Origin of the sequence: Aerococcus sanguinicola (genome assembly GCF_008726925.1) — a bacterium.
In the GTDB taxonomy this organism is placed as follows: Bacteria; Bacillota; Bacilli; order Lactobacillales; family Aerococcaceae; genus Aerococcus.
The window spans coordinates 1-18,414 of record NZ_VYWO01000007.1; the positions used below are offsets into that span (position 1 = coordinate 1).

The 18,414-nt window shown below is 49.5% G+C and carries 19 protein-coding genes; 1 reads left to right on the top strand and 18 read right to left on the bottom strand.

Annotated elements, in window-relative coordinates:
* Window positions 1-149: 149 nt before the first annotated feature.
* The 4 genes from rplT to F6I03_RS08755 form a co-directional block, all read right to left on the bottom strand.
* Window positions 150-509: a 50S ribosomal protein L20 gene (gene rplT, locus F6I03_RS08740; protein ID WP_070430428.1), complete on the bottom strand. Its 360-nt coding sequence runs from the start codon at window positions 507-509 to the stop codon at window positions 150-152.
* A gap of 33 nt (window positions 510-542) precedes the next feature.
* Window positions 543-743 carry a 50S ribosomal protein L35 gene (gene rpmI, locus F6I03_RS08745; RefSeq protein WP_070430427.1) on the bottom strand — a complete coding sequence of 67 codons (201 nt, stop codon included), beginning with the start codon at window positions 741-743 and terminating at the stop codon, window positions 543-545.
* A gap of 30 nt (window positions 744-773) precedes the next feature.
* Window positions 774-1,340, bottom strand: coding sequence for a translation initiation factor IF-3 (gene infC, locus F6I03_RS08750; protein ID WP_083290511.1), 567 nt, complete (start codon window positions 1,338-1,340; stop codon window positions 774-776).
* Between the two features lie 237 nt (window positions 1,341-1,577).
* The gene (locus F6I03_RS08755; protein ID WP_070430426.1) at window positions 1,578-2,414 is read right to left on the bottom strand and encodes a MetQ/NlpA family ABC transporter substrate-binding protein; all 837 of its coding nucleotides are present in this window, start codon (window positions 2,412-2,414) and stop codon (window positions 1,578-1,580) included.
* A gap of 163 nt (window positions 2,415-2,577) precedes the next feature.
* Here F6I03_RS08755 and F6I03_RS08760 point away from each other — a divergent pair, with 163 nt between their 5' ends.
* Entirely contained in the window at window positions 2,578-3,102 is a 525-nt protein-coding gene (locus F6I03_RS08760; protein WP_070430425.1) for a DNA-3-methyladenine glycosylase I, read from the top strand.
* 401 nt (window positions 3,103-3,503) lie between these two features.
* Here F6I03_RS08760 and F6I03_RS08765 read toward each other — a convergent pair whose 3' ends face one another.
* The 14 genes from F6I03_RS08765 to F6I03_RS08830 all read right to left on the bottom strand — a co-directional run bounded on the left by F6I03_RS08765 (window position 3,504) and on the right by F6I03_RS08830 (window position 17,868).
* Entirely contained in the window at window positions 3,504-4,532 is a 1,029-nt protein-coding gene (locus F6I03_RS08765; RefSeq protein WP_070430424.1) for a lipoate--protein ligase, read from the bottom strand.
* A 1-nt stretch (window position 4,533) separates the two neighbouring features.
* Window positions 4,534-5,427 (bottom strand): deacetylase SIR2, encoded by an 894-nt coding sequence (locus F6I03_RS08770; RefSeq protein WP_224788514.1) that lies wholly within the window; start codon window positions 5,425-5,427, stop codon window positions 4,534-4,536.
* Window positions 5,428-5,566: 139 nt separating this feature from the next.
* The gene (locus F6I03_RS08775; protein ID WP_150983110.1) at window positions 5,567-5,938 is read right to left on the bottom strand and encodes a hypothetical protein; all 372 of its coding nucleotides are present in this window, start codon (window positions 5,936-5,938) and stop codon (window positions 5,567-5,569) included.
* Between the two features lie 268 nt (window positions 5,939-6,206).
* Complete coding sequence (gene thrS, locus F6I03_RS08780) at window positions 6,207-8,144, bottom strand: threonine--tRNA ligase (protein ID WP_070430421.1); 1,938 nt, start codon at window positions 8,142-8,144, stop codon at window positions 6,207-6,209.
* A 454-nt stretch (window positions 8,145-8,598) separates the two neighbouring features.
* Window positions 8,599-9,075 carry an Asp23/Gls24 family envelope stress response protein gene (locus F6I03_RS08785; RefSeq protein WP_070430420.1) on the bottom strand — a complete coding sequence of 159 codons (477 nt, stop codon included), beginning with the start codon at window positions 9,073-9,075 and terminating at the stop codon, window positions 8,599-8,601.
* Window positions 9,076-9,166: 91 nt separating this feature from the next.
* Window positions 9,167-9,340, bottom strand: a complete 174-nt coding sequence (locus tag F6I03_RS08790; protein WP_083290510.1) for a DUF2273 domain-containing protein — start codon at window positions 9,338-9,340, stop codon at window positions 9,167-9,169.
* Window positions 9,341-9,357: 17 nt separating this feature from the next.
* A complete protein-coding gene (amaP, locus tag F6I03_RS08795) occupies window positions 9,358-9,927 on the bottom strand; it encodes an alkaline shock response membrane anchor protein AmaP (RefSeq protein ID WP_070430419.1) in 570 nt (189 codons plus the stop codon).
* A gap of 244 nt (window positions 9,928-10,171) precedes the next feature.
* Window positions 10,172-11,098 (bottom strand): primosomal protein DnaI, encoded by a 927-nt coding sequence (gene dnaI, locus F6I03_RS08800; RefSeq protein ID WP_070430418.1) that lies wholly within the window; start codon window positions 11,096-11,098, stop codon window positions 10,172-10,174.
* A gap of 1 nt (window position 11,099) precedes the next feature.
* Window positions 11,100-12,548, bottom strand: a complete 1,449-nt coding sequence (locus F6I03_RS08805) for a DnaD domain protein (protein WP_070430417.1) — start codon at window positions 12,546-12,548, stop codon at window positions 11,100-11,102.
* Window positions 12,549-12,562: 14 nt separating this feature from the next.
* Window positions 12,563-13,069, bottom strand: a complete 507-nt coding sequence (nrdR, locus tag F6I03_RS08810; protein ID WP_070430416.1) for a transcriptional regulator NrdR — start codon at window positions 13,067-13,069, stop codon at window positions 12,563-12,565.
* Between the two features lie 62 nt (window positions 13,070-13,131).
* A complete protein-coding gene (gene coaE, locus F6I03_RS08815; protein ID WP_070430415.1) occupies window positions 13,132-13,749 on the bottom strand; it encodes a dephospho-CoA kinase in 618 nt (205 codons plus the stop codon).
* A gap of 1 nt (window position 13,750) precedes the next feature.
* Complete coding sequence (mutM, locus tag F6I03_RS08820) at window positions 13,751-14,584, bottom strand: bifunctional DNA-formamidopyrimidine glycosylase/DNA-(apurinic or apyrimidinic site) lyase (protein ID WP_070430414.1); 834 nt, start codon at window positions 14,582-14,584, stop codon at window positions 13,751-13,753.
* 94 nt (window positions 14,585-14,678) lie between these two features.
* Window positions 14,679-17,348 (bottom strand): DNA polymerase I, encoded by a 2,670-nt coding sequence (gene polA, locus F6I03_RS08825; RefSeq protein WP_070430413.1) that lies wholly within the window; start codon window positions 17,346-17,348, stop codon window positions 14,679-14,681.
* Complete coding sequence (locus F6I03_RS08830) at window positions 17,341-17,868, bottom strand: dehydrogenase (RefSeq protein WP_070430412.1); 528 nt, start codon at window positions 17,866-17,868, stop codon at window positions 17,341-17,343. Before F6I03_RS08830 ends, polA begins: the two co-directional genes overlap by 8 nt.
* Window positions 17,869-18,414: the final 546 nt, after the last annotated feature.

Sequence of the window (18,414 nt, forward strand, 5' to 3'; positions counted from 1 at the left end):
CCCTCTTTATATAGATGGATATAGTTAGCCAATTCTGCTGGTGAATGTTTTCTATTTGAACGCATAAAAACTCCCCCTAAAGTAGTTTACTTTTTTTAGTGTCTACTTTAGGGGGAGCATACCAGGGCGGTGCTTCACACTTTATTTAATTATTTACCTAATGCTGCTTTTGCTTGGTCGCAGATTGATGCGAAGGCATCGGCATCGTTGACTGCAAGGTCTGCAAGCATTTTACGGTTGATTTCAATGCCTGCTTGTTTCAAGCCGTTGATTAACTTGCTGTAGCTTAAGCCGTTAACGCGTGCTTGGGCATTGATACGGGTGATCCATAGGCGACGGAAGTCACGTTTTTTCTGACGACGGTCGCGGTAAGCGTACATATAAGATTTCATGACAGCTTGTTTCGCCATCTTGTAGTTTACGCTCTTAGTTCCGTAATAACCTTTTGCTAATTTAATATATTTTTTACGTCTTTTACGACTAACTGTTCCACCTTTAACTCGAGCCATTCGAAATTCCTCCTTGTTTCTCTAGATTATTACTTATTTGTAGGTATCTAACATTTGTTGGATACGTTTTTGGTCAGATTGATGAACCATTGTAGCTGGTTTGTGCTGACGACGTTGTTTCTTGGTCTTACCATGGAAACGGTGAGAGCGTTCTGAATGACTACGTTTTAACTTACCTGAAGCGGTAAATTTGAAGCGTTTAGCCGATGCACGGTGTGTTTTTTGTTTAGGCATAATAATTTCCTCCCATTTTTGTTAATTGGATTATTTGTCTTCAGGCTTAGGTGCTAGCATCAATTGCATAGACCGGCCTTCCATTTTTGGTTTTTGCTCAACTGTCGCGATATCGCTGATTTCGTTAGCAAAACGTTCCAGCACTTCACGTCCCAAGTCCTTATGAGTGATGGCACGTCCCTTGAAACGGATAGATACCTTCACCTTGTCGCCCTTGCCGATAAACTTGCGGCCTTGACGTAGTTTGGTGTTGAAGTCATTATCATCGATAGCTGGACTCAAACGGATTTCCTTAACTTGGATGGTCCGTTGGTTCTTGCGCTGTTCACGGGCCTTGCGTTGTTGTTGGTAACGGAACTTGCCGTAATCCATGATCCGGGCAACCGGTGGCTTAGCACCTGGTGACACGAGAACGAGGTCAAGTTCGTATTCGCCGGCCTTATCTAGAGCGTCTTTCTTAGAAAGCACACCCAACTGTTCACCATCAGGATCAATCACGCGCATTTCGCGTGCCCGAATCGATCCATTGACGATGTTATCTTTTTCTTTTGCGATAATTATCCCCCTCCATAGTTCAAATTTGCATTCATCGGTCATTGAGATTTCAGCATAGAAAAAGCGACGAATCCATAAAAGTACCCGTCGCTGCTCACACAAGGCTCCCCTTGTGCACTTGAATCTATCAACCCGAGGACGTCTTTGTCAACTCAGGTGAGAAACGGGTAGGTCTCTGCTTCTTGTCTCACTCAAACATCATAGCATGTTCCCTATCCAAGGTCAAGGATTAATTCAAAAAAGACTGGGAATCTTCTCCCAGCCTCTCCTTTAAAGCAATTATTCAGGTAAAATCCAATAAGCTTGACTTGATTCTTGGTTAATCTTCTCCACGGCGTCCTTGACTTGGTCGGACTTGTAGGCTTGGGAAACAGCCTTGACCCAGTCCTTATCCTTGTCCTCTTCCCGGACAACGAGTTGGAGCATGAATTCAGGGGCTACGTCTTCATAGGCCAGTGCGGTCTGGAAGTCGATACCCGCGTCGAAGGCTCGCGAGCCTGGAATGGCAGCAATGGCCAGGTCTGGTGTGGTCCGCGCTAGGTTGGGTGAACTGATGACCTCGATCTTCACGTTTTTCGGATTTTCTGTGATATTTTCCACATTTAAGTTGGCCTTGTCCGCATTCGGATCTAACTTAATGATCCCTTCCTTCTCTAGCAAGAGCAAGGCCCGTGACAGGTTAGAGGGGTCATCGGGTACTCCCACTTGGTCCCCTTCTGCTAAGCTATCCAGGCTATCCTTCTGTCCTGGGAAAATAGCCATAGGGACAGTTGGCAGGGGCTGGATATTGGTCAGGTGGGCATCTTTCTCCTCGTTGAAGTTCTCCATATAGAGGGTGTGCTGCTCAATATTGAGGTCAGCTGCCTTCTCTTCAAGGGCTACATCAGCTTCGCGTAAGTCGGTGAATTCAACCGTATCCACCTTGTAACCCTCTTCTTCGAGGATCGGTTTGACTACATCGAGGAAGAGGTCGCTGTAAGGGCCCGGTGAAGTAGCGAGGCGGATTTCCTGACTATCTTCGGCCGCCGCCTCATTCTGAGAAGCCTGCTGGGATCCGCAAGCCCCTAAGACCAAGAGGGACAAAAGGGCGAGGACCGCTGTTTTAACTTTATGCATACGAACACTCCTATCTGCTTACTTTTCATAAGTTTATATATACTAACATATTGTAAGCTCTTTGGGAACCAAAAGCCCCTCCCAGCTGATAGTTCTTTCCCATCATGGCTGACCAAGCATGCTATAATAGACGTAAAGCCAAGAGAAAGGATGACTTGAACAGATGACAGCACGTTGCAGCTGGGCCACGACGCCCGAACTTATTGCCTACCACGACCAGATTTGGGGCCGACCGACCACCGATGACCAGGCCCTCTTCAAAGCCCTGAGCCTAGAAATCATGCAGGGTGGCCTGTCCTGGGAGACCGTCCTCAAGAAAGCGGACGATTTCGATGCCGCCTATGATGGCTTCGACTACCAAAAGATTGCCCGCTATGACCGTTATAAGTACCAGGGCCTGCTCCAGGACAGCCGCTTGATCCGCAACCGGCGCAAGATCCAAGCCATTATCCACAATGCCCAGGTCCTAGTCGACTTACTGGATGAGGGCGAAGGCTTCTCCGACTATGTCTGGGACTTGATCGAGACCGCTAAGGACCAGGAGGACAGCCCGGAGGCCCTCAGCCAAGCAGTGGTCAAGAGCATGAAGAAAGACGGCTTCACCTACATCGGCCCCACCACCATGACCGCCTTCCTCCAAGCCATCGGCGCCTACAATCCCCATGAAGCGGGTTGTGATTTGGCGTAATATTATAAGATTATTTAACTAATTGCATGGATGAGCCTTCGTTTCATTTTGACTTTGGTCGTTAAAATGCCATGGCACCGGTTCGGGTCAAGGTCCCTCACCTAGCAAGACTCAAACGGCTAGTACGGCTAAATTATTAGCCTACTAGCCGTAATTCGCTTTGCTTGCTTGTTCATGGCTAACGACCAAAGTCAAACTCCACTACTGCTCATAATCGAAAACCAATCAATTATTTTGAAGATTGCAAACTAAAATTAATCCATCTCCAAAACAATATTAAAGCACGACTCCTCAAAGTAAGGGGCCGTGCTTTTCTGTGATATTTAATTATTAAAGTATTAAGCATTCAAAGGCCAACTTCGATAGCGCAACGGATGCTCACCACCGCGATTTGACTTCTCTTACTGCTCCAAGATTAAGTCCACAATTTCGTCAGCTGTGATGGTTCCAAAATATTGGCTGAGGTCGAACTGCTTTAGCTGGTCCAGGAGGTCTTGGCGACGGAGTGGCGTGCCAACTAGGGCGGTCTCAATATCAGCGATCGGTTGGCTGCCGAAGAAGTCGCCGTAGATCTTGCAGTCCCTTATCCGGCCTTGTTCGATGGCCAGGCTGATGTCGAAGGTGCCCCCCTTGAAGTGTTCATTGCGGTTGTATTCAAAGCGAGGGGAAGCGCCGAAGATCCAATCCCAGTTAGCGTATTTTTCTTCCATCATTTGGTCGATAGCGGCCCAGTCCTCATCGGTCAATTTATATTTCTTAATTTGGTCATAGGAAGTGACGCCTGCCGTCTTAACCAGGATCAGTTCCAAAAACTCTTCAGAGGTCAGGTCCTTATATTCGGAGTCCACATAGTCGCGTAAGTTACCTACCCGGCTTCTCACGGACTTGATGCCTTTTGACTCGATCTTCTTCTGGTTGGGACGGAGGGCGTTGACCATGTTCTCCATATCCACATCGAAGAGCAAGGAGTAGCCGCCGTAGACCCGGCCGTTCTTCATGGTCATGGCTGCCCCAGAAACCTTCTTCCCGTCAACCATCAAGTCATTGCGCCCACTCTTTTCGATCTGGGTCACACCGATTTCGCGGAGGATCTGCATCACGGGCTGGTACATTTTGTCGAAGTTGGAGAAGGCATTGGTATCCTGGCTATCCATCAAGAAACAAATATTAATCTCGCCCCGGTCCAGGTATACGGTCCCGCCTCCCGTATCCCGGCGGACCATCTGGATCCCATTGGCTTCCACATAGTCCATGTTGACTTCTTCCATGGCATTCTGATAGCGGCCAATCTGGACAAAAGGATCCGTCATATAAGGAAAGAGGATGGGTTCATCCAGGAAGATATGGTTCTGGGCATAGACCTGCATGGCCATGGCGACAGCCCCATTGTAGATCCATTCGCCGTCACGTTTCATTTCAATAATATACATCTTATCGGTCACTTCTTTCGTCTAAATTCTCAAGATCTTCGAGGAGTTGGCGGATATCCGCTTCCAGCCAGATGGTATTTGAACGAATGGCTGGTGGGATCCGGTAGTCCTTTAGATTCACAGTCAGATAGAGGGCTTGGGGGAAGGCCTCCGCCATATCTTGGAAGGGGTGCTTGATGACTTGGGGGGCCATATAGCCACAGCCCATCTCGAGGAGGAGGATCTTTTTGTCCTTGTTCTGGTCGAGGAAATGCTCATAACGGGCCTGCTCTTCCTTGAAGGCTTCATCTTCCACCATCCAATCCCAGTGGTTGCGCCGGTTGAGTTCCATCCGCTGGCCGCATGCTGGACACTGGGGAATCAGGTCGGCTGGCACCCGCATATCTTCTTGCCGGTCCACCATCTCTTCTACCAGGTCATCGATCCGGTAACGCTTGGGATGGCAGCCGTACATGCACTGCATGAGGATATACTTGCCCTGGACATCGAAGACCTTGTCGGGATCATAGTCGGCCTTCTCGAAGGCATTGTCCGCATTCGAAGTAATGATATGGTAGTTTCGCCCCTCCAAGGCTTGACGCATCCGCACATAGGACGCACCCAGGCCCTGGTCCAAATAATTCAACTTGACAAAACGACTAAAAAAGGCCCAAGATTCCGCCTCGTTGGCAAAGGGAAAGACGCTGGCCTGGAACATATCCAACCAACCATACTTGCTAATAAAATCCGGGAAGGCTTCTTGGAAGCGCGGTCCCACATAAGTGAAGCCATCCGCAGCTCCCATGCCCGCACCGACTCCGACTAGAATCGCCTCTGCCTCATTCAAGGCCTCTCGCAAGAGCTCAGCCTGGGAGACCTGGTCTTGTCTATCTAAAACTTGCCAATTCTGTGTCACAATTGCCGCCTCCTTCTCTAACATACATCCCTTATTATAACGCATATGAGCGCTTACTTCATGGATTTCTGCTTGTTCCTTATCTTAATCCAGCAAGCTATCTTACCAGGAAGGTAAATCAGCAATCGCTACAAAGCTCCTATTTTTGTCTCTTGGAGGAGCTAATACGGATACTTCCACTCCCCTTATGACCGTTACTGGGCCGGATACGGACACAGCTAGCTCCCTTATGACCGTTACTGGACTTGTTACGGACATAACTAGCTCCCTTGTGGCCGTTACTGGACCAGATACGGACACTACCACTACCCTTGTGGCCGTTACTGGACCAGATACGGACACTACCACTCCCCTTTTGACCGTTACTGGAGCTGATACGGTCACAACTAGCTCCCTTATGACCGTTACTGGACTTGTTACGGACATAACTAGCTCCCTTGTGGCCGTTACTGGACCAGATACGGACACTACTACTCCCCCTTATGACCGTTACTGGAGCAGATACGGTCACAACCACCCCCTTGTGGCCGTTACTAGCCCTTTGAAGCTCGCTAGCTGAGAGACCGGAGATCGGACCGTAGTGGTTAGCGGTTGGAGCATCAGCAACTTAGGGATATCGTACAAGACGTGCCAGCCGTTCTTGTCCTTCTTAAATTCAAGGGGCCAATTCAATAGCGCACCGCATGCCCACAGCACCATTTCTTTATAAACTTATTTCACTTTTGTCTTCCAATAATAAAAAGCCCAGCCAAAGATCAGCTGGACTTAGTGTAATTCAATTATTCGTGGTTCTTAACAGCTTCCTGTAAGGCCTCAAAGAAGGCTTGGAAGTCTTGGCTTTCGGTCTTCTTAGAGCCGTAGCGGCGGACCGTTACGGACCCTTCTTCAATTTCCTTGTCACCAAAGACTAATTGATAAGGAATCTTATGGGTTTGCGCTTCGCGAATCTTATAACCCATCTTTTCATTACGGTCGTCGACTTTAACCCGGAAGCCTTTTGCTTTCATCTCTTCTGCAATCTTGTAGACATAGTCGGCATGGGCATCTTCATTCACAGGGATGAGGACAGCTTGGGTTGGTGCCAACCAGGTTGGGAAGGCGCCCTTGTATTCCTCAATCAGGTAGGCGACAAAGCGTTCCATGGTTGAGATTACCCCGCGGTGGATAACCACTGGACGGTGGGTATTTTGACCATCTTCACCGACATAAGTAATGTTAAAGCGTTCAGGTAAGAGGAAGTCCAACTGAACCGTTGACAGGGTTTCTTCAGTGCCTAAAGCGGTCTTCGTTTGAACGTCAAGCTTAGGCCCGTAGAAGGCGGCTTCCCCTTCTGCTTCGAAGTAGTCTAAACCGAGACCATCCATGGCTTCCTTCAACATGGCTTGGGCCTTTTCCCACATTTCATCGTCATCGAAGTACTTATCGGTATCGTTAGGGTCGCGGTAGGACAGACGGAAACGATAATCGGTGATATGGAAGTCTTCATAAACTTCGCGAATCAAGTGGAGGACGCGGGTGAATTCATCCTTGATTTGGTCAGGGCGGACAAAGATATGGGCGTCATTCAAGGTCATTTCACGAACCCGTTGGAGACCAGAGAGGGAGCCTGACTTCTCATAGCGGTGCATCATCCCGAGTTCGGCAATCCGGATAGGCAGTTCCCGATAGGAGTGGATATGGTTTTGGTAGACTTCCATATGGTGAGGGCAGTTCATCGGACGGAGGACTAATTGTTCGCCATCGCCCATGTCCATTGGTGGGAACATGTCATCACGGTAGTGGTCCCAGTGACCGGACTTCTTGTAGAGGTCCACGTTAGCCATAATTGGCGTATAAACGTGCTCGTAGCCTTGAGCGACTTCCTTGTCCACAATATAGCGTTCCAACAAGCGGCGGATGGTTGCCCCTTCAGGTAGCCAGAATGGCAGGCCTTGGCCAACTTCAGGTGAGACGAGGAAGAGGTCGAGTTCCTTGCCTAACTTCCGGTGGTCGCGTTCCTTGGCTTCTTCGCGGCGCTTGAGGTCAGCCTTCAAGTCTTTCTCATTGAAATAAGCTGTCCCGTAAACCCGTTGCATCATGGGACGGTCAGAATCTCCGCGCCAGTAAGCCCCAGCTAAGGAAAGCAATTGGAAGTGCTTGATATAGCCAGTTGAAGGGACGTGGCCCCCGCGGCAAAGGTCGATAAATTCACCTTGGCTGTAGACGGTAAGGGTTTCGTCTTCTGGCAGGTCGTGGATTAATTCCAATTTATAAGGGTCTTCCTTGAAGATTTCTTTGGCTTCTTCCCGGCTCACTTCACGGCCTTCAATAGGGAAGTCTTCTTGGACAATTTTTTCCATCTCCGCTTGGATAGCCGGAAGGTCTTCTTCCTTGACTTGTTGGCCTTCGCCGTTGTCCGTGTCATAGTAGAAGCCATTCTCAATCGCAGGTCCCACCCCGAAGTGGATGTTAGGATAGATCCGGCGCAGGGCTTGGGCTAACAAGTGGGCACTAGAGTGGCGCAAGATTTCAAGAGCTTCCTCTTCATTAGACTTGGGATCAATTAATTCAATCGCCCCAGACTCATTGATCGGTTCATCTAAGCCCTTCAATTGGCCATCTAACTTATAAGCCAAGACGCGTTTGGCAAGACTGTTTGAGATGGACTTGGCAACTTCGCGGCCAGAAACACCGGCTTCGAATTCTTTGACTGCGCCATCTGGAAATGTGATTTGCATGGTTATCCTCCTTGTAAAATAAAAAAGCCCTAACTGAAGTTTCCTTCAATTAGGGACGTAATCTGATTCAATACGTGGTTCCACCCAATTTTTGCCTATTTAGGCACTCGTTCATGACCGATATCGGGGTTCACCGTTCAACTTCAATCATTGAAAGCCTCCGGAGTGGTCGCTATCTTTGTTTGCGGATCTTCCACCAAACAATCCGTCTCTAGCTTCAAACAAAAACTTTGTCTCCTTCATCGGCGCTTAACTAGTCTACCCCTATTAAAGCACTATTCAGATAAAAAAGCAAGCGCAGACTTCGGACCTTCCATAGATTTTCCCCAAAAAGATCTATGCGGCATCCTTATCATCCAAGCATCAGATCTCATCATGAAAGCTTTAGAGCGTCTCCTAGCCTTCAAATAAAAAAGCTTGGGCTAGGCGCCCAAGCTTGCTGGTGTTAGCTCAATTATTGAACACGTGAACCGTCTGAGTATTCACCGTCTTCGTGTGCACGACGACGTTCTTCAGCAGCTTTACGTTGTTCTTCGTTTTGTTTACGTTCCCATTCGCCACGAGTTACAACATCGTTAACGTTCATGTTAACTTCAACAACTTTTAAGCCAGTCATCTTGTTAACATTGTCTGAGATTTTCTTGATTGCTGATTCGAAAGCAGCAGGAATGTCCTTGCCGTATTCAGCAATAACTTCTAAGTCTAAAGCAACTTCTTTCTTACCAACTTCAGCGCTTACGCCTTTTGTTTCGTCTTCGCCGGAGCCTGAGAAGAAGCCTTTGATTCCTGAAGTAAAGCCACCTTGTAATTCAAGGATGCCTTCTACACCTTGTACAGAGTAGTTAGCAATTTTTTCAAGAACCTTGTCCGCGAAAGTTAATTCGTTTTCGTGTTGCACTTGGTTTTGTTCATTAGCTTTTTGTTCTGCCATGATTATCATCCTCCAAAAATTTTATTACAATTGCTTGTACTTTAATCATACCGATTTCTCAAATTATTTCAAATAATATGCCTTAGAAATTTTATAAATTGTGGTCAAAATATTTTCCAGCGTAAAAGCCAGCTACCGCAAGGACTGCCACCAAAATAGCGGTCCCAATATTAGTTGCCAAACTGACGACCGTAAATAAGAAAGCAGCAGCGGTACAGATTATACGCCATCTATAGGCATACCATGACTCTGGTGGTTGTTTCATTGCAATGCCTCCTCTACTTATCTAACGCGTGGTCCGTTCTGAGCTGCTTGAGCTTGAACCGCACGGGTATCAATTTGGTTGACTTTGACATTGACGGATCCTGGCTTAGCTCCTAACTTCCGGCCTACCGCATCTTCGACCCGTTCTTGGACCGACTTGGCGATAGTCGCAACCGGTGCATCTTGGCTAACATCGACGGTCACCTCTAGCTTGGTGTCCCCTGGATGATTGCCCATCTTAGCTTCAGCTTGTGGATGTTTCACCTCATCTACTGAACGTGCAGCATGCTTAGCCGCTGCTTCAGCAACCGTATGGTCAATGGTGACTTCCCCGTGCTCAGTATCCACTTTCAACCAGGCCTTCTTAGAGGTGGCAAAGCAAGCATAGAGCAGGAAGATTAAAGCAATCACAGCTACAACAGCCAAAACAATAGCAACCGTGGTGCTGACTTCCGGAATTCCTAAAACATAGACAGCAACAAATTCCGTCAGGTAAGGAATCGGATACAGCACAGCAATGGCTGCAAGCAAGGCTAAGAGTGCAATTAATGCGCCTAGAACTTGGATAAATTTAACAAATCCGTTCATCGAAAGGCTCCCCCCTATTCATCTTCTATTAAATTTAAAAAATAACAAGTATCTCTTATACCTTAAGATTAGCCTTTATTCCTTCTAAATGCAAATTATACGACTTTTAAAGCAGGAAAAATCCTAGCAAGGAGATGAGCGCGTGGCAAAAGTCGATCAGGCCAAGTGAAAAGTCTCTCAGCACGACCCTGGACCTTGGCCGAGCTGAGAGACTTTTCTCCTCATAAAATATACAATAATGTGCTTAGTCATGGCGGCGGTTGCGGCCGCCGACCTCAATTTCTTCAGCTAAGAAGCTGATACGCTCCATAATCCGTCCGGCCTTCACAGGCTCTAAATCGCCAGAATTGGTCCGCGCCAGGTGGGCTTCCAATTCGTCAAAATTAAAGTTAGACGAGAAGAAGGTCGGCAATTGTTCATTCATCCGATACTGGAGGATAACTCCCAAGATATCATCACGCAGCCAGGCTGAATTGCTCTCCGCCCCGATATCATCCAGCATGAGTAACGGAGCCTTCTGCAGACTCTCCAGCTTGTCCTGGACCGTATTGCTGGCAATGCTCTGCTTGATAGCCTGGGCAAATTGCGGGTAGTGAACCAGAGTGGACTCATAGCCCTTATCCGCCAAGTCATTAGCAATGGCTGCTAAAAGAAAGGTCTTCCCCACCCCGAAGGCACCGTGGAAATAGAGGGCCTTGTGGAAGCGGTCCGGCGCCTGGAGATAATCCCTGGTAAAGGTCAAAGCCCGGCTTGCTGCCTCTTGACGGGCAGGGTCATCCACGTCAAATTGGTCAAAATTTGCTTCCCGCAGAGACTTGGGCAGGTCCACCAGGGTAATCCGGCGGTTGCGCTTGAGGGCAGCTTGCTTGGCCAAGTAATCCTCATTGGCTACATACTGGACATCAATATAATTCACATTCATCTGCAGCTGGGGGTGGAAGTTAGGCATCTTGGGCGCATAGCCTGCCTGGATGCGGTTTTTCTCTTGGACAAATTCATAAATCTTAGATAAACTCCGCTGGATTAAGGCATCATCCACCTGGTCCTGGTGCTGGTTAATAAAGGCTTGGACGTCAGGATCGCTGAGGGCCTCTGCTTGGATTTCCTTGAGTCTTTGCTTATAGTCCTTTTGCTCTAGGATTTTCTTAATTTCTGGTCCGATATTTTGCATCTTAACGATCCTCCTTGTGCCTTTGGGCGATTAGGTCACGCAAGTTTTGCGACTGGTCACTGCTTGGCTCTGACTGGTCAGAGCGCTTCTCAGCCTGGTCGTCTGCCTTAAACCATTTAGGCTTGACCTCCTCGCGACCTGGGCGTCTTTGGTAGTTCTTCTTTTGGTAGCGGGCTTGCCGCTTCTCTTGCATGCGTTTGATTCGGGCTTGCTTTTGCTGGTCGAGCCGGCCCCGCAGGTAGAGGAGAGCCGCTTCGGGCGAATCCACCTGGTGCTGGCTCCAATCATCTGCCGTTGCTTCCAATAGGGGGCGACTCAGGCGCTCCTTCCCGTCCTCCACCAAGTAATAGTGGATCATGACATTGAGGGTGGCTGGATTAAGAATACCCATCTGCAGGATATCCCCGATAGCCTGGCTTTCATTCTTGGTCAAAAAGCCCCCCTGCTGGTCCTTGATCGACTTGGCAAAGGGCACCGAGGGATAATTGCGCAGGGTCGCTGTAAAGGTCAAATCCTCATCACTGAGCCCTTGCTCCTTCCAGAGCTTCTGGGCCTCTTCCTGGGCTTGTGCCTGGCGCTCCTGCCGCTCTTGGCTACGTTCCTTAAGCGGGGCCTTATTATCTAGGTCTGCCTGAGCCAAAGCAATGGCTTGGTACTTGTCCAGGTCGATTTTATTTGCTTTAATGTCACAAGCTTCCAGGGCCATACGCTGGAGGGTCACCTCATCGTAGCCGAAGATGGCATGGAGGGTCTGGGTCATCTCAATGACCTCCTTAGTGAGCGCCTTCTCACCGACAAAGCTTCCCTGGAGCAATTCCTTGAAGGCCAGGAGGTCAAAGTTGGAGTCCTGGCTCAAATCGAAATGCTTGTCCCCCTCATTGGTCCGAAGCAAGCCCTCTCTGGTCTCCTGGCTGACGGGGTAAATTGCCTGGGGCAGCCGGTAAACATCACGGAAAGAAGCCGTCACATCCCGCCAGTCCGCCTGTTCTAAGGCCTCGTAGGGATGCCAGGAGAAGCGGTCAACCAAACGCTGGAAACGGTCCTCCCCCACATAATAAATCAGCAGGGAAGACATTAGGGAATCTGTGAAGAATTTATCTGCAGGCAGGGGCGCCAACAAGTCATAGCGGGCCTGGACCTGCTTGTCTGGATTCTGGTTGTGGAAGACCTGGACTAAGCCCAGGGCCTCTAAACGCTGCCTGGCCCGGACATATTCTTCCTTGCCCATAACCAATTGCTCCATCAAGTCAGAATGGCGCAGGATGGCAGAATGCCAACTGCCTACTTCAATCTGGGCCCGCAAGCTCTGGTAGAGGGCGGCACTCTCTGCTCCAAGCATGGGCTGGTAGAGGTGAAGAAAAACAGCCATATCATTTTCCGAAAGCCATTCTTTCTGGTAGATGATAAGGCCGCTCTGTGGTTCTAAATTTTCCCATGGAACAAAGGCCAAATTAAAGCTCCCTTCTAATCCGTATCCCCATCTAAGTCGAGATTCTGCTGACCCTCAACCTGCTTGCGCTGGAGTTGCCGCAGCGACTCAATCTCTTCCAAGAAGACAGTAGGGTCTTCAAAGCGCCGGTAAACGCTGGCATAACGGATATAAGCTACTTCATCAATTGCTGGCAACCGGTCCATAACCATCTCCCCAATATCCTGGGAGGAGACTTCATCATGGGCCCGGGCCCGCAAGTCGGACTCAATCTCAGCGACCAAACGCTTCAAGTCTTCTAGGGCAACCGGCCGCTTCTCGCAAGAACGCACTAAGCCACGCAATAATTTCTCCCGTGAGAATTCTTGACGGTTACCGTCGCGTTTAATCACAAGGAGTGGCGGCTGTTCCACCCGTTCAAAGGTTGTAAAGCGGTAGTCGCAGGCCAAACAAGCCCGACGACGGCGGATGACGCTCCCCTCTTCCGTTGGCCGACTATCAACAACTTTGGTATTTTCATGATGGCATTTTGGACATTGCATATCTTTCTCACCTATTTCTATACAAGAAGGACAGATTCAAGCCTATTATAGCATACGCCAAGCTATTCAGCGACAGGATTTGGGCTAAAACCACTGATAGCTAACCAGGCATCCACCTGCTGGAAGGTATAGCCTAAATCCCTACCATTATCGATTAACACATCTGCCCACTCGGCCTTGCGTTCAATCGAAATCTGGGAACAAATGCGCTGGAAGGCTTCCGCTTCACTGAGCTGGTCCCGGGCCATCAAACGGTCCAACTGGGTTGATTCTGAACAATAGACCACCATGACCTGGTCGCAGATTTCCTGGTAACCCTCTTCATAGAGCAAGGGAATATCCAAAACGACTAGACGGTGTCCCGCTTCCTCATAGGCTTGGGTCTCCTGGCTGATCCACTGGCGGATATGGGGTTGGAGGGCCTGGTTGAGCTGCTGGCGGGCCTGGTCATCGGCAAAAATTAGCTGGCCCAACTTCTTGCGATTGATGGTCTGGTTGGGAAAGATATAGTCCTCCCCAAAAAGTTCACGGATAGCTTCTAAACCTGGCTGGCCTGGTTCTACCACTGCCCGGCTCCCCAGGTCGGCATCGACGATGGGATAGCCAAGCGCCTTGAGGTGTTGGCTCACAGAGCTCTTCCCCGTTGCAATAGATCCGGTTAATCCTAAGTGAAATGTCATCTTAGCTCCTTTCTTTCTTCAAGACTTGGCAGCGGGGACAGAAGGTCGTCCCCCGCTGTCCCACTTTAATCTTCTTCATCGGGGTCTGGCAGCGGGGACAAGCTAACCCGGCCCGTCCATAGGCATTGAGGGTCTGTTGGAAGCCCCCACTGTGGCCCAAGGCATCCGTATAAGAACGGATAGTCGTCCCCCCTTTCGCCATGGCTTCACGGATAACTTCTCCGGCATAGTGGACCAAGCGGTTGGCCTTGATCCGCGATACAGTATGGGCTGGCTGTTCGGGATGGAGCCGGGCCCGGTAGAGGATTTCATCCGCATAGATATTGCCAATCCCAGCGACCACATGCTGGTCCAAGAGCACCAGCTTAATGGCCTGCTTGCGCCGCTGGAGCTGCTGGTAGAAGGCATCCGCGTCAAGCTCCCAGGGTTCAGGGCCCAACTTGAGCCGGTCCAGTTCAGCAGCCAATTCTTCTTTAGGGAAGAGCCGGATGCGTCCAAACTTACGCACATCATGGTAGCGCAGGTCCCGGCCATCATCGAGCTGGAGGACCAGGTGGGTATGCTTGTCGACTGCCTGGTCGCTCGGCAGGACTAACCACTTGCCTTCCATACGCAGGTGGCTAATCCAAGCCCAGTCGCCCCAATCAAAGATTAAATACTTCCCTCGCCGGCCCATAGCTTCTAGGCGAAGCCCCGGCATAATGCGCTCAAAGGCTTGGGGACCTGGCTTTTCGATAATTTTAGGCCAAGTGAGCCTAAGGGCGGTCACCCGAGCCCCTAGTACCAGGTCTTCCAATCCCTGGCGGACCCGGTCCACTTCAGGTAATTCTGGCATCTTTCTGCCTCCTTTCGTCAAGAAAGCGAAAAGCCTGGCCGTCGATCGCTCTGCGGCCAAGCCTCTCATTCGCTTTCGCTAGCTGTTAAGATACTTATTTAGCATCGTACCAAGTGTCGCCATAATTACTATCTACCAGTAAAGGCACGTCCAATTGAACGGCTGATTCCATGACTTGGGGAACCAGTTCCTCTAGGCGGGCAATCTCTTCTTCAGGCGCTTCAAAGATCAATTCATCGTGGACTTGGATGAGCAGTTTGGCTTGAAGGCCTTCTTCCTCTAAGGCAGCCTCCATCTTCAACATGGCCAATTTAATAATATCAGCGGCTGTCCCTTGGATAGGCGTATTCATAGCTGTCCGTTCGGCAAAGGACCGCAGATTAAAGTTGCGGGCCTTAATATCCGGCAGGTAACGGCGCCGGTGGAAGAGGGTCTCCACATAGCCCTGTTGGCGAGCCGATTCTACAATTTCGTCCATATAGACCTTCACCTTGGGGAAGTTATCGAAGTAAGAATCAATAAAGGCCTTGGCTTGGGGCCGAGAAATATTGAGGTTCTTACTGAGGCCGTAGTCCGAAATGCCATAGACAATCCCGAAGTTAACCGCCTTGGCATCCCGGCGCTGGTTAGGGCTTACCTCGTCCTCATCAATTCCCAAAACCCGACTGGCCGTGGTCCGGTGGATGTCGCGGTTTTCTTTGAAGGCTTTTTGCAAGTGTTCATCCCCTGAAATATGGGCCAAGACCCGCAGCTCGATCTGAGAATAATCCGAGGAGAAAATCTTCCAACCGGGCTCTGATGGCACAAAGGCTTGGCGGATTTTCCGCCCATTCTCTGTCCGGATCGGAATATTCTGCAAGTTGGGGTCTGCCGAAGACAGGCGTCCCGTTGTGGTCAGGGTCTGGATGAAACGGGTGTGAACTTTGTGGTCTTTCTGGATAAAGTTCTGAATTCCTTCGATATAGGTCGATTGCAGTTTGGCCAGCTGGCGGTAGTCCAAGATTAAGTCAACGATGGCTGCCTTACCCTGGAGCTTCTCCAATTCCGATTGGGCCGTCGAATAGTGACCGGACTTGGTCTTCTTGCCCGCTGGGAGGCCCATCTCTTCGAAGAGGACATCACTTAATTGCTGGGTAGAATTGATATTGAAGTCGTGACCAGCTTCTTGGTAGATGGCTGCCTCTAAGTCCTCTAATTGGCCTTCGATAGCCTCATGCATGGTCTCTAAGGTCGAGCGTTCCACCCGGATCCCACGTATCTCCATATTGGCCAAGACTAAGGCCAAGGGGAGCTCCATCTCTCGGTAAAGTGCCGTCATCTGGTCCTCAGCTAGGCGGTCTTTGGCCAAGGGAACCATCCGACAAATCACATCGATCTTCCGCGCTAAGTGGCCATGCATCTGGCTCTCATCCTCAGGTACGGCTTGCTTCTTGCCCTTGCCGTAAACCATTTCATCATAAGCCAGGTCCTCGATGCCGAATTCCCGAGCAGCCTCCGCCAAGTCATTGGAATTATCCTTGGCATGGACTAAATAAGAGGCAATAAGGACGTCCTCCGATACCCCCTTGAAGTCGATTCCTTGCCGGGCTAACATGACCTTGGTCCGTTTGGCATCGAAAACTTGCTTGGTCCGGCTAGCATCCTCCGCCCATTCTTGGAAGGCTGGTGCGGCTAAGGCTACTTCCTTGGGCAGGATATAGACCTGGTCAGAATTCCCTAAGGCGAAGGCGATAATCTCCCCCTGGTGGTAGTTCTTAGCGAACATTTCCCCATAGAAGGCCATCTCTTCCGCCTGGAATAGTTCAGCCGTCACTTGGCCCGCTTCCGTCAAGACCTGGTAAGGAATGTCCCGGGCTTCCGCTTGGACCTGGTCCGAGAGGTCGGCGTCATCCAAGAGATCCGCCATAAAGCGGTTGAAGTTCATCTCTTTGTAGAAATCCACTAAGGCTTCTTGGTTCACTGCTCTTTTCTTGATATCCTCATAGCTGATGGTTAAGGGGGCGTCATCCAGGATACGGGCTAATTTCTTGGACAAGAAGGCCTCTTCCTTGTCATTGACCAGGTTTTCTTTGCGTTTCTTCCCTGATACCTTGTCCAGGTTGTCATAGACCCCCTCTACCGAGCCAAATTCATGGAGGAGCTTGAGGGCTGTCTTCTCACCAATCCCAGTGACCCCGGGATAATTGTCGGAAGAATCCCCCATCAGCCCCTTCATATCAACAATCTGTTCTGGCGTGATTTGCCAAGCTTCTTCGATGGAAGCTGGGGTATACTCCTCTAATTGGCTGACGCCACGGCGGGTAATGTCCACCCGGATATTGTCCCGGGCCAATTGCGTCAAGTCCCGGTCGCCCGAAATCACTACCACATCAAAAAGCTCGGGGTCGGCTTGTAAGGCTAGTGTCCCGATAATATCATCGGCCTCATAATTGGCTAATTCATAATGGGCCAGGCCAAAAGCATCGAGCAAGACATTAAAGAAGGGCATCTGCTCCCTGAATTCAGAAGGCGCGCTCTGGCGTCCCCCCTTGTAGTCGTCATACATCTCCGTCCGGAAAGTGGTCTTCCCAGCATCCCAAGCAACCAGGGCATGGGTCGGTTCTTCCTTATCTAGCACCGTCTTTAGCATGGCGTGGAAGGCATAGAGGGCATTGGTATGCAAACCATTCTTATTGACGAAAGAATCTAAATTTTGAATAGCATAGAAGGCTCGAAAAGCCAGGGAAGAGCCGTCGAATAAGAGCAATTTATTTTTTTTAGTCACTGTTTAGATCGCCTCCGTTGACACGTTTCAGTTCACTAGAATCAATAATTTGTGGTTGGTCGGTTAAGGTTTCTTCCGGTGGGAGGACCATCAGCATGGCGTCTAAGACCCGGTCTTCGCCTGTCGTCTCGTTATTTCCAATGACATGGATGGTCACATAGCCCCGCCATTCCTCGATCCGAATGACTTCAAAATGATAGGTAATGCTCGAATCATGGCGGATCGCCTTATTGATTGTAAAATTCATCTCCACCAACATGGACCCCGGACCTGGAAAATGCATAGAAACCGTCCGCGTAATCGCCCCCATCAAGGCAATCGGGGGAATCACTGTCTCCAAATCAACCGCTTGGTGGGCCTCCTCCGTTTTCAAATAACGGGGATTAATATCGTTCGTCACTCCCATGTAGAGGAGAATATCCCGCTCCCGGAACCGCTCCGTCATGGTAAAGGTATCCCCCACCTCAATCGCATGCAGAGGTTTTCCAAAAGACAAGCCATCATCATTATAAATCGCCATGACACACCCTCACTTCCTATTTTCTCTACTCATTCTATCAAATACCCAAAAGAAACACAAAAACAAAAGGGTGTGAGAGGATGCGGTTAGACTTGAATAGCGAGGAGCATCCATTCCGCTTTTGAATTTGACCATTAAAGAGCCATGGCACCGGTTCGAGCCAAGGTCTCTCACCTAGCGAGCTTCAAAGTTAGAGTGTGACAGAAGTCGTTAAGCTCTGAACCACTGGAGCAAAGGATGGAAGAACCTTGTCAAAGGTTCAGCCAGCCTTTGTGAAGTGGAGTCAGAGCTGACTTCTGGAACAGGTTTGGGCTCGTACGGCTTGAGCCTACGAGCCATAATTCACATCGCTTGCTGATTCATGGCTAATGGTCAAATTCAAAGCTCCATTCCTGCTCAAAACTAAGTCGCTGCAGTCATAAGATTTAACTTTTTAAAAAATAAGCTCAAAAACTTCTAGAGCTATGGCTAAACTATGCTTGCTTTAATATCTGATAATTTAGAAAATTAAAAAGCAAATTATTTCATCTAGGCAGAGAGCCGTGG

What these genes read in the sequence shown, in the direction of transcription:
- coaE (WP_070430415.1), bottom strand. Translation starts at nt 13,749, where the DNA reads ATGACATTTCACTTAGGATTAACCGGATCTATTGCAACGGGGAAGAGC.
- F6I03_RS08830 (WP_070430412.1), bottom strand. Translation starts at nt 17,868, where the DNA reads ATGGCGATTTATAATGATGATGGCTTGTCTTTTGGAAAACCTCTGCAT.
- rpmI (WP_070430427.1), bottom strand. Translation starts at nt 743, where the DNA reads ATGCCTAAACAAAAAACACACCGTGCATCGGCTAAACGCTTCAAATTT.
- infC (WP_083290511.1), bottom strand. Translation starts at nt 1,340, where the DNA reads ATGACCGATGAATGCAAATTTGAACTATGGAGGGGGATAATTATCGCA.
- nrdR (WP_070430416.1), bottom strand. Translation starts at nt 13,069, where the DNA reads ATGCAATGTCCAAAATGCCATCATGAAAATACCAAAGTTGTTGATAGT.
- dnaI (WP_070430418.1), bottom strand. Translation starts at nt 11,098, where the DNA reads ATGCAAAATATCGGACCAGAAATTAAGAAAATCCTAGAGCAAAAGGAC.
- F6I03_RS08790 (WP_083290510.1), bottom strand. Translation starts at nt 9,340, where the DNA reads ATGAAACAACCACCAGAGTCATGGTATGCCTATAGATGGCGTATAATC.
- F6I03_RS08755 (WP_070430426.1), bottom strand. Translation starts at nt 2,414, where the DNA reads ATGCATAAAGTTAAAACAGCGGTCCTCGCCCTTTTGTCCCTCTTGGTC.
- mutM (WP_070430414.1), bottom strand. Translation starts at nt 14,584, where the DNA reads ATGCCAGAATTACCTGAAGTGGACCGGGTCCGCCAGGGATTGGAAGAC.
- F6I03_RS08760 (WP_070430425.1), top strand. Translation starts at nt 2,578, where the DNA reads ATGACAGCACGTTGCAGCTGGGCCACGACGCCCGAACTTATTGCCTAC.
- thrS (WP_070430421.1), bottom strand. Translation starts at nt 8,144, where the DNA reads ATGCAAATCACATTTCCAGATGGCGCAGTCAAAGAATTCGAAGCCGGT.
- rplT (WP_070430428.1), bottom strand. Translation starts at nt 509, where the DNA reads ATGGCTCGAGTTAAAGGTGGAACAGTTAGTCGTAAAAGACGTAAAAAA.
- F6I03_RS08765 (WP_070430424.1), bottom strand. Translation starts at nt 4,532, where the DNA reads ATGTATATTATTGAAATGAAACGTGACGGCGAATGGATCTACAATGGG.
- F6I03_RS08785 (WP_070430420.1), bottom strand. Translation starts at nt 9,075, where the DNA reads ATGGCAGAACAAAAAGCTAATGAACAAAACCAAGTGCAACACGAAAAC.
- amaP (WP_070430419.1), bottom strand. Translation starts at nt 9,927, where the DNA reads ATGAACGGATTTGTTAAATTTATCCAAGTTCTAGGCGCATTAATTGCA.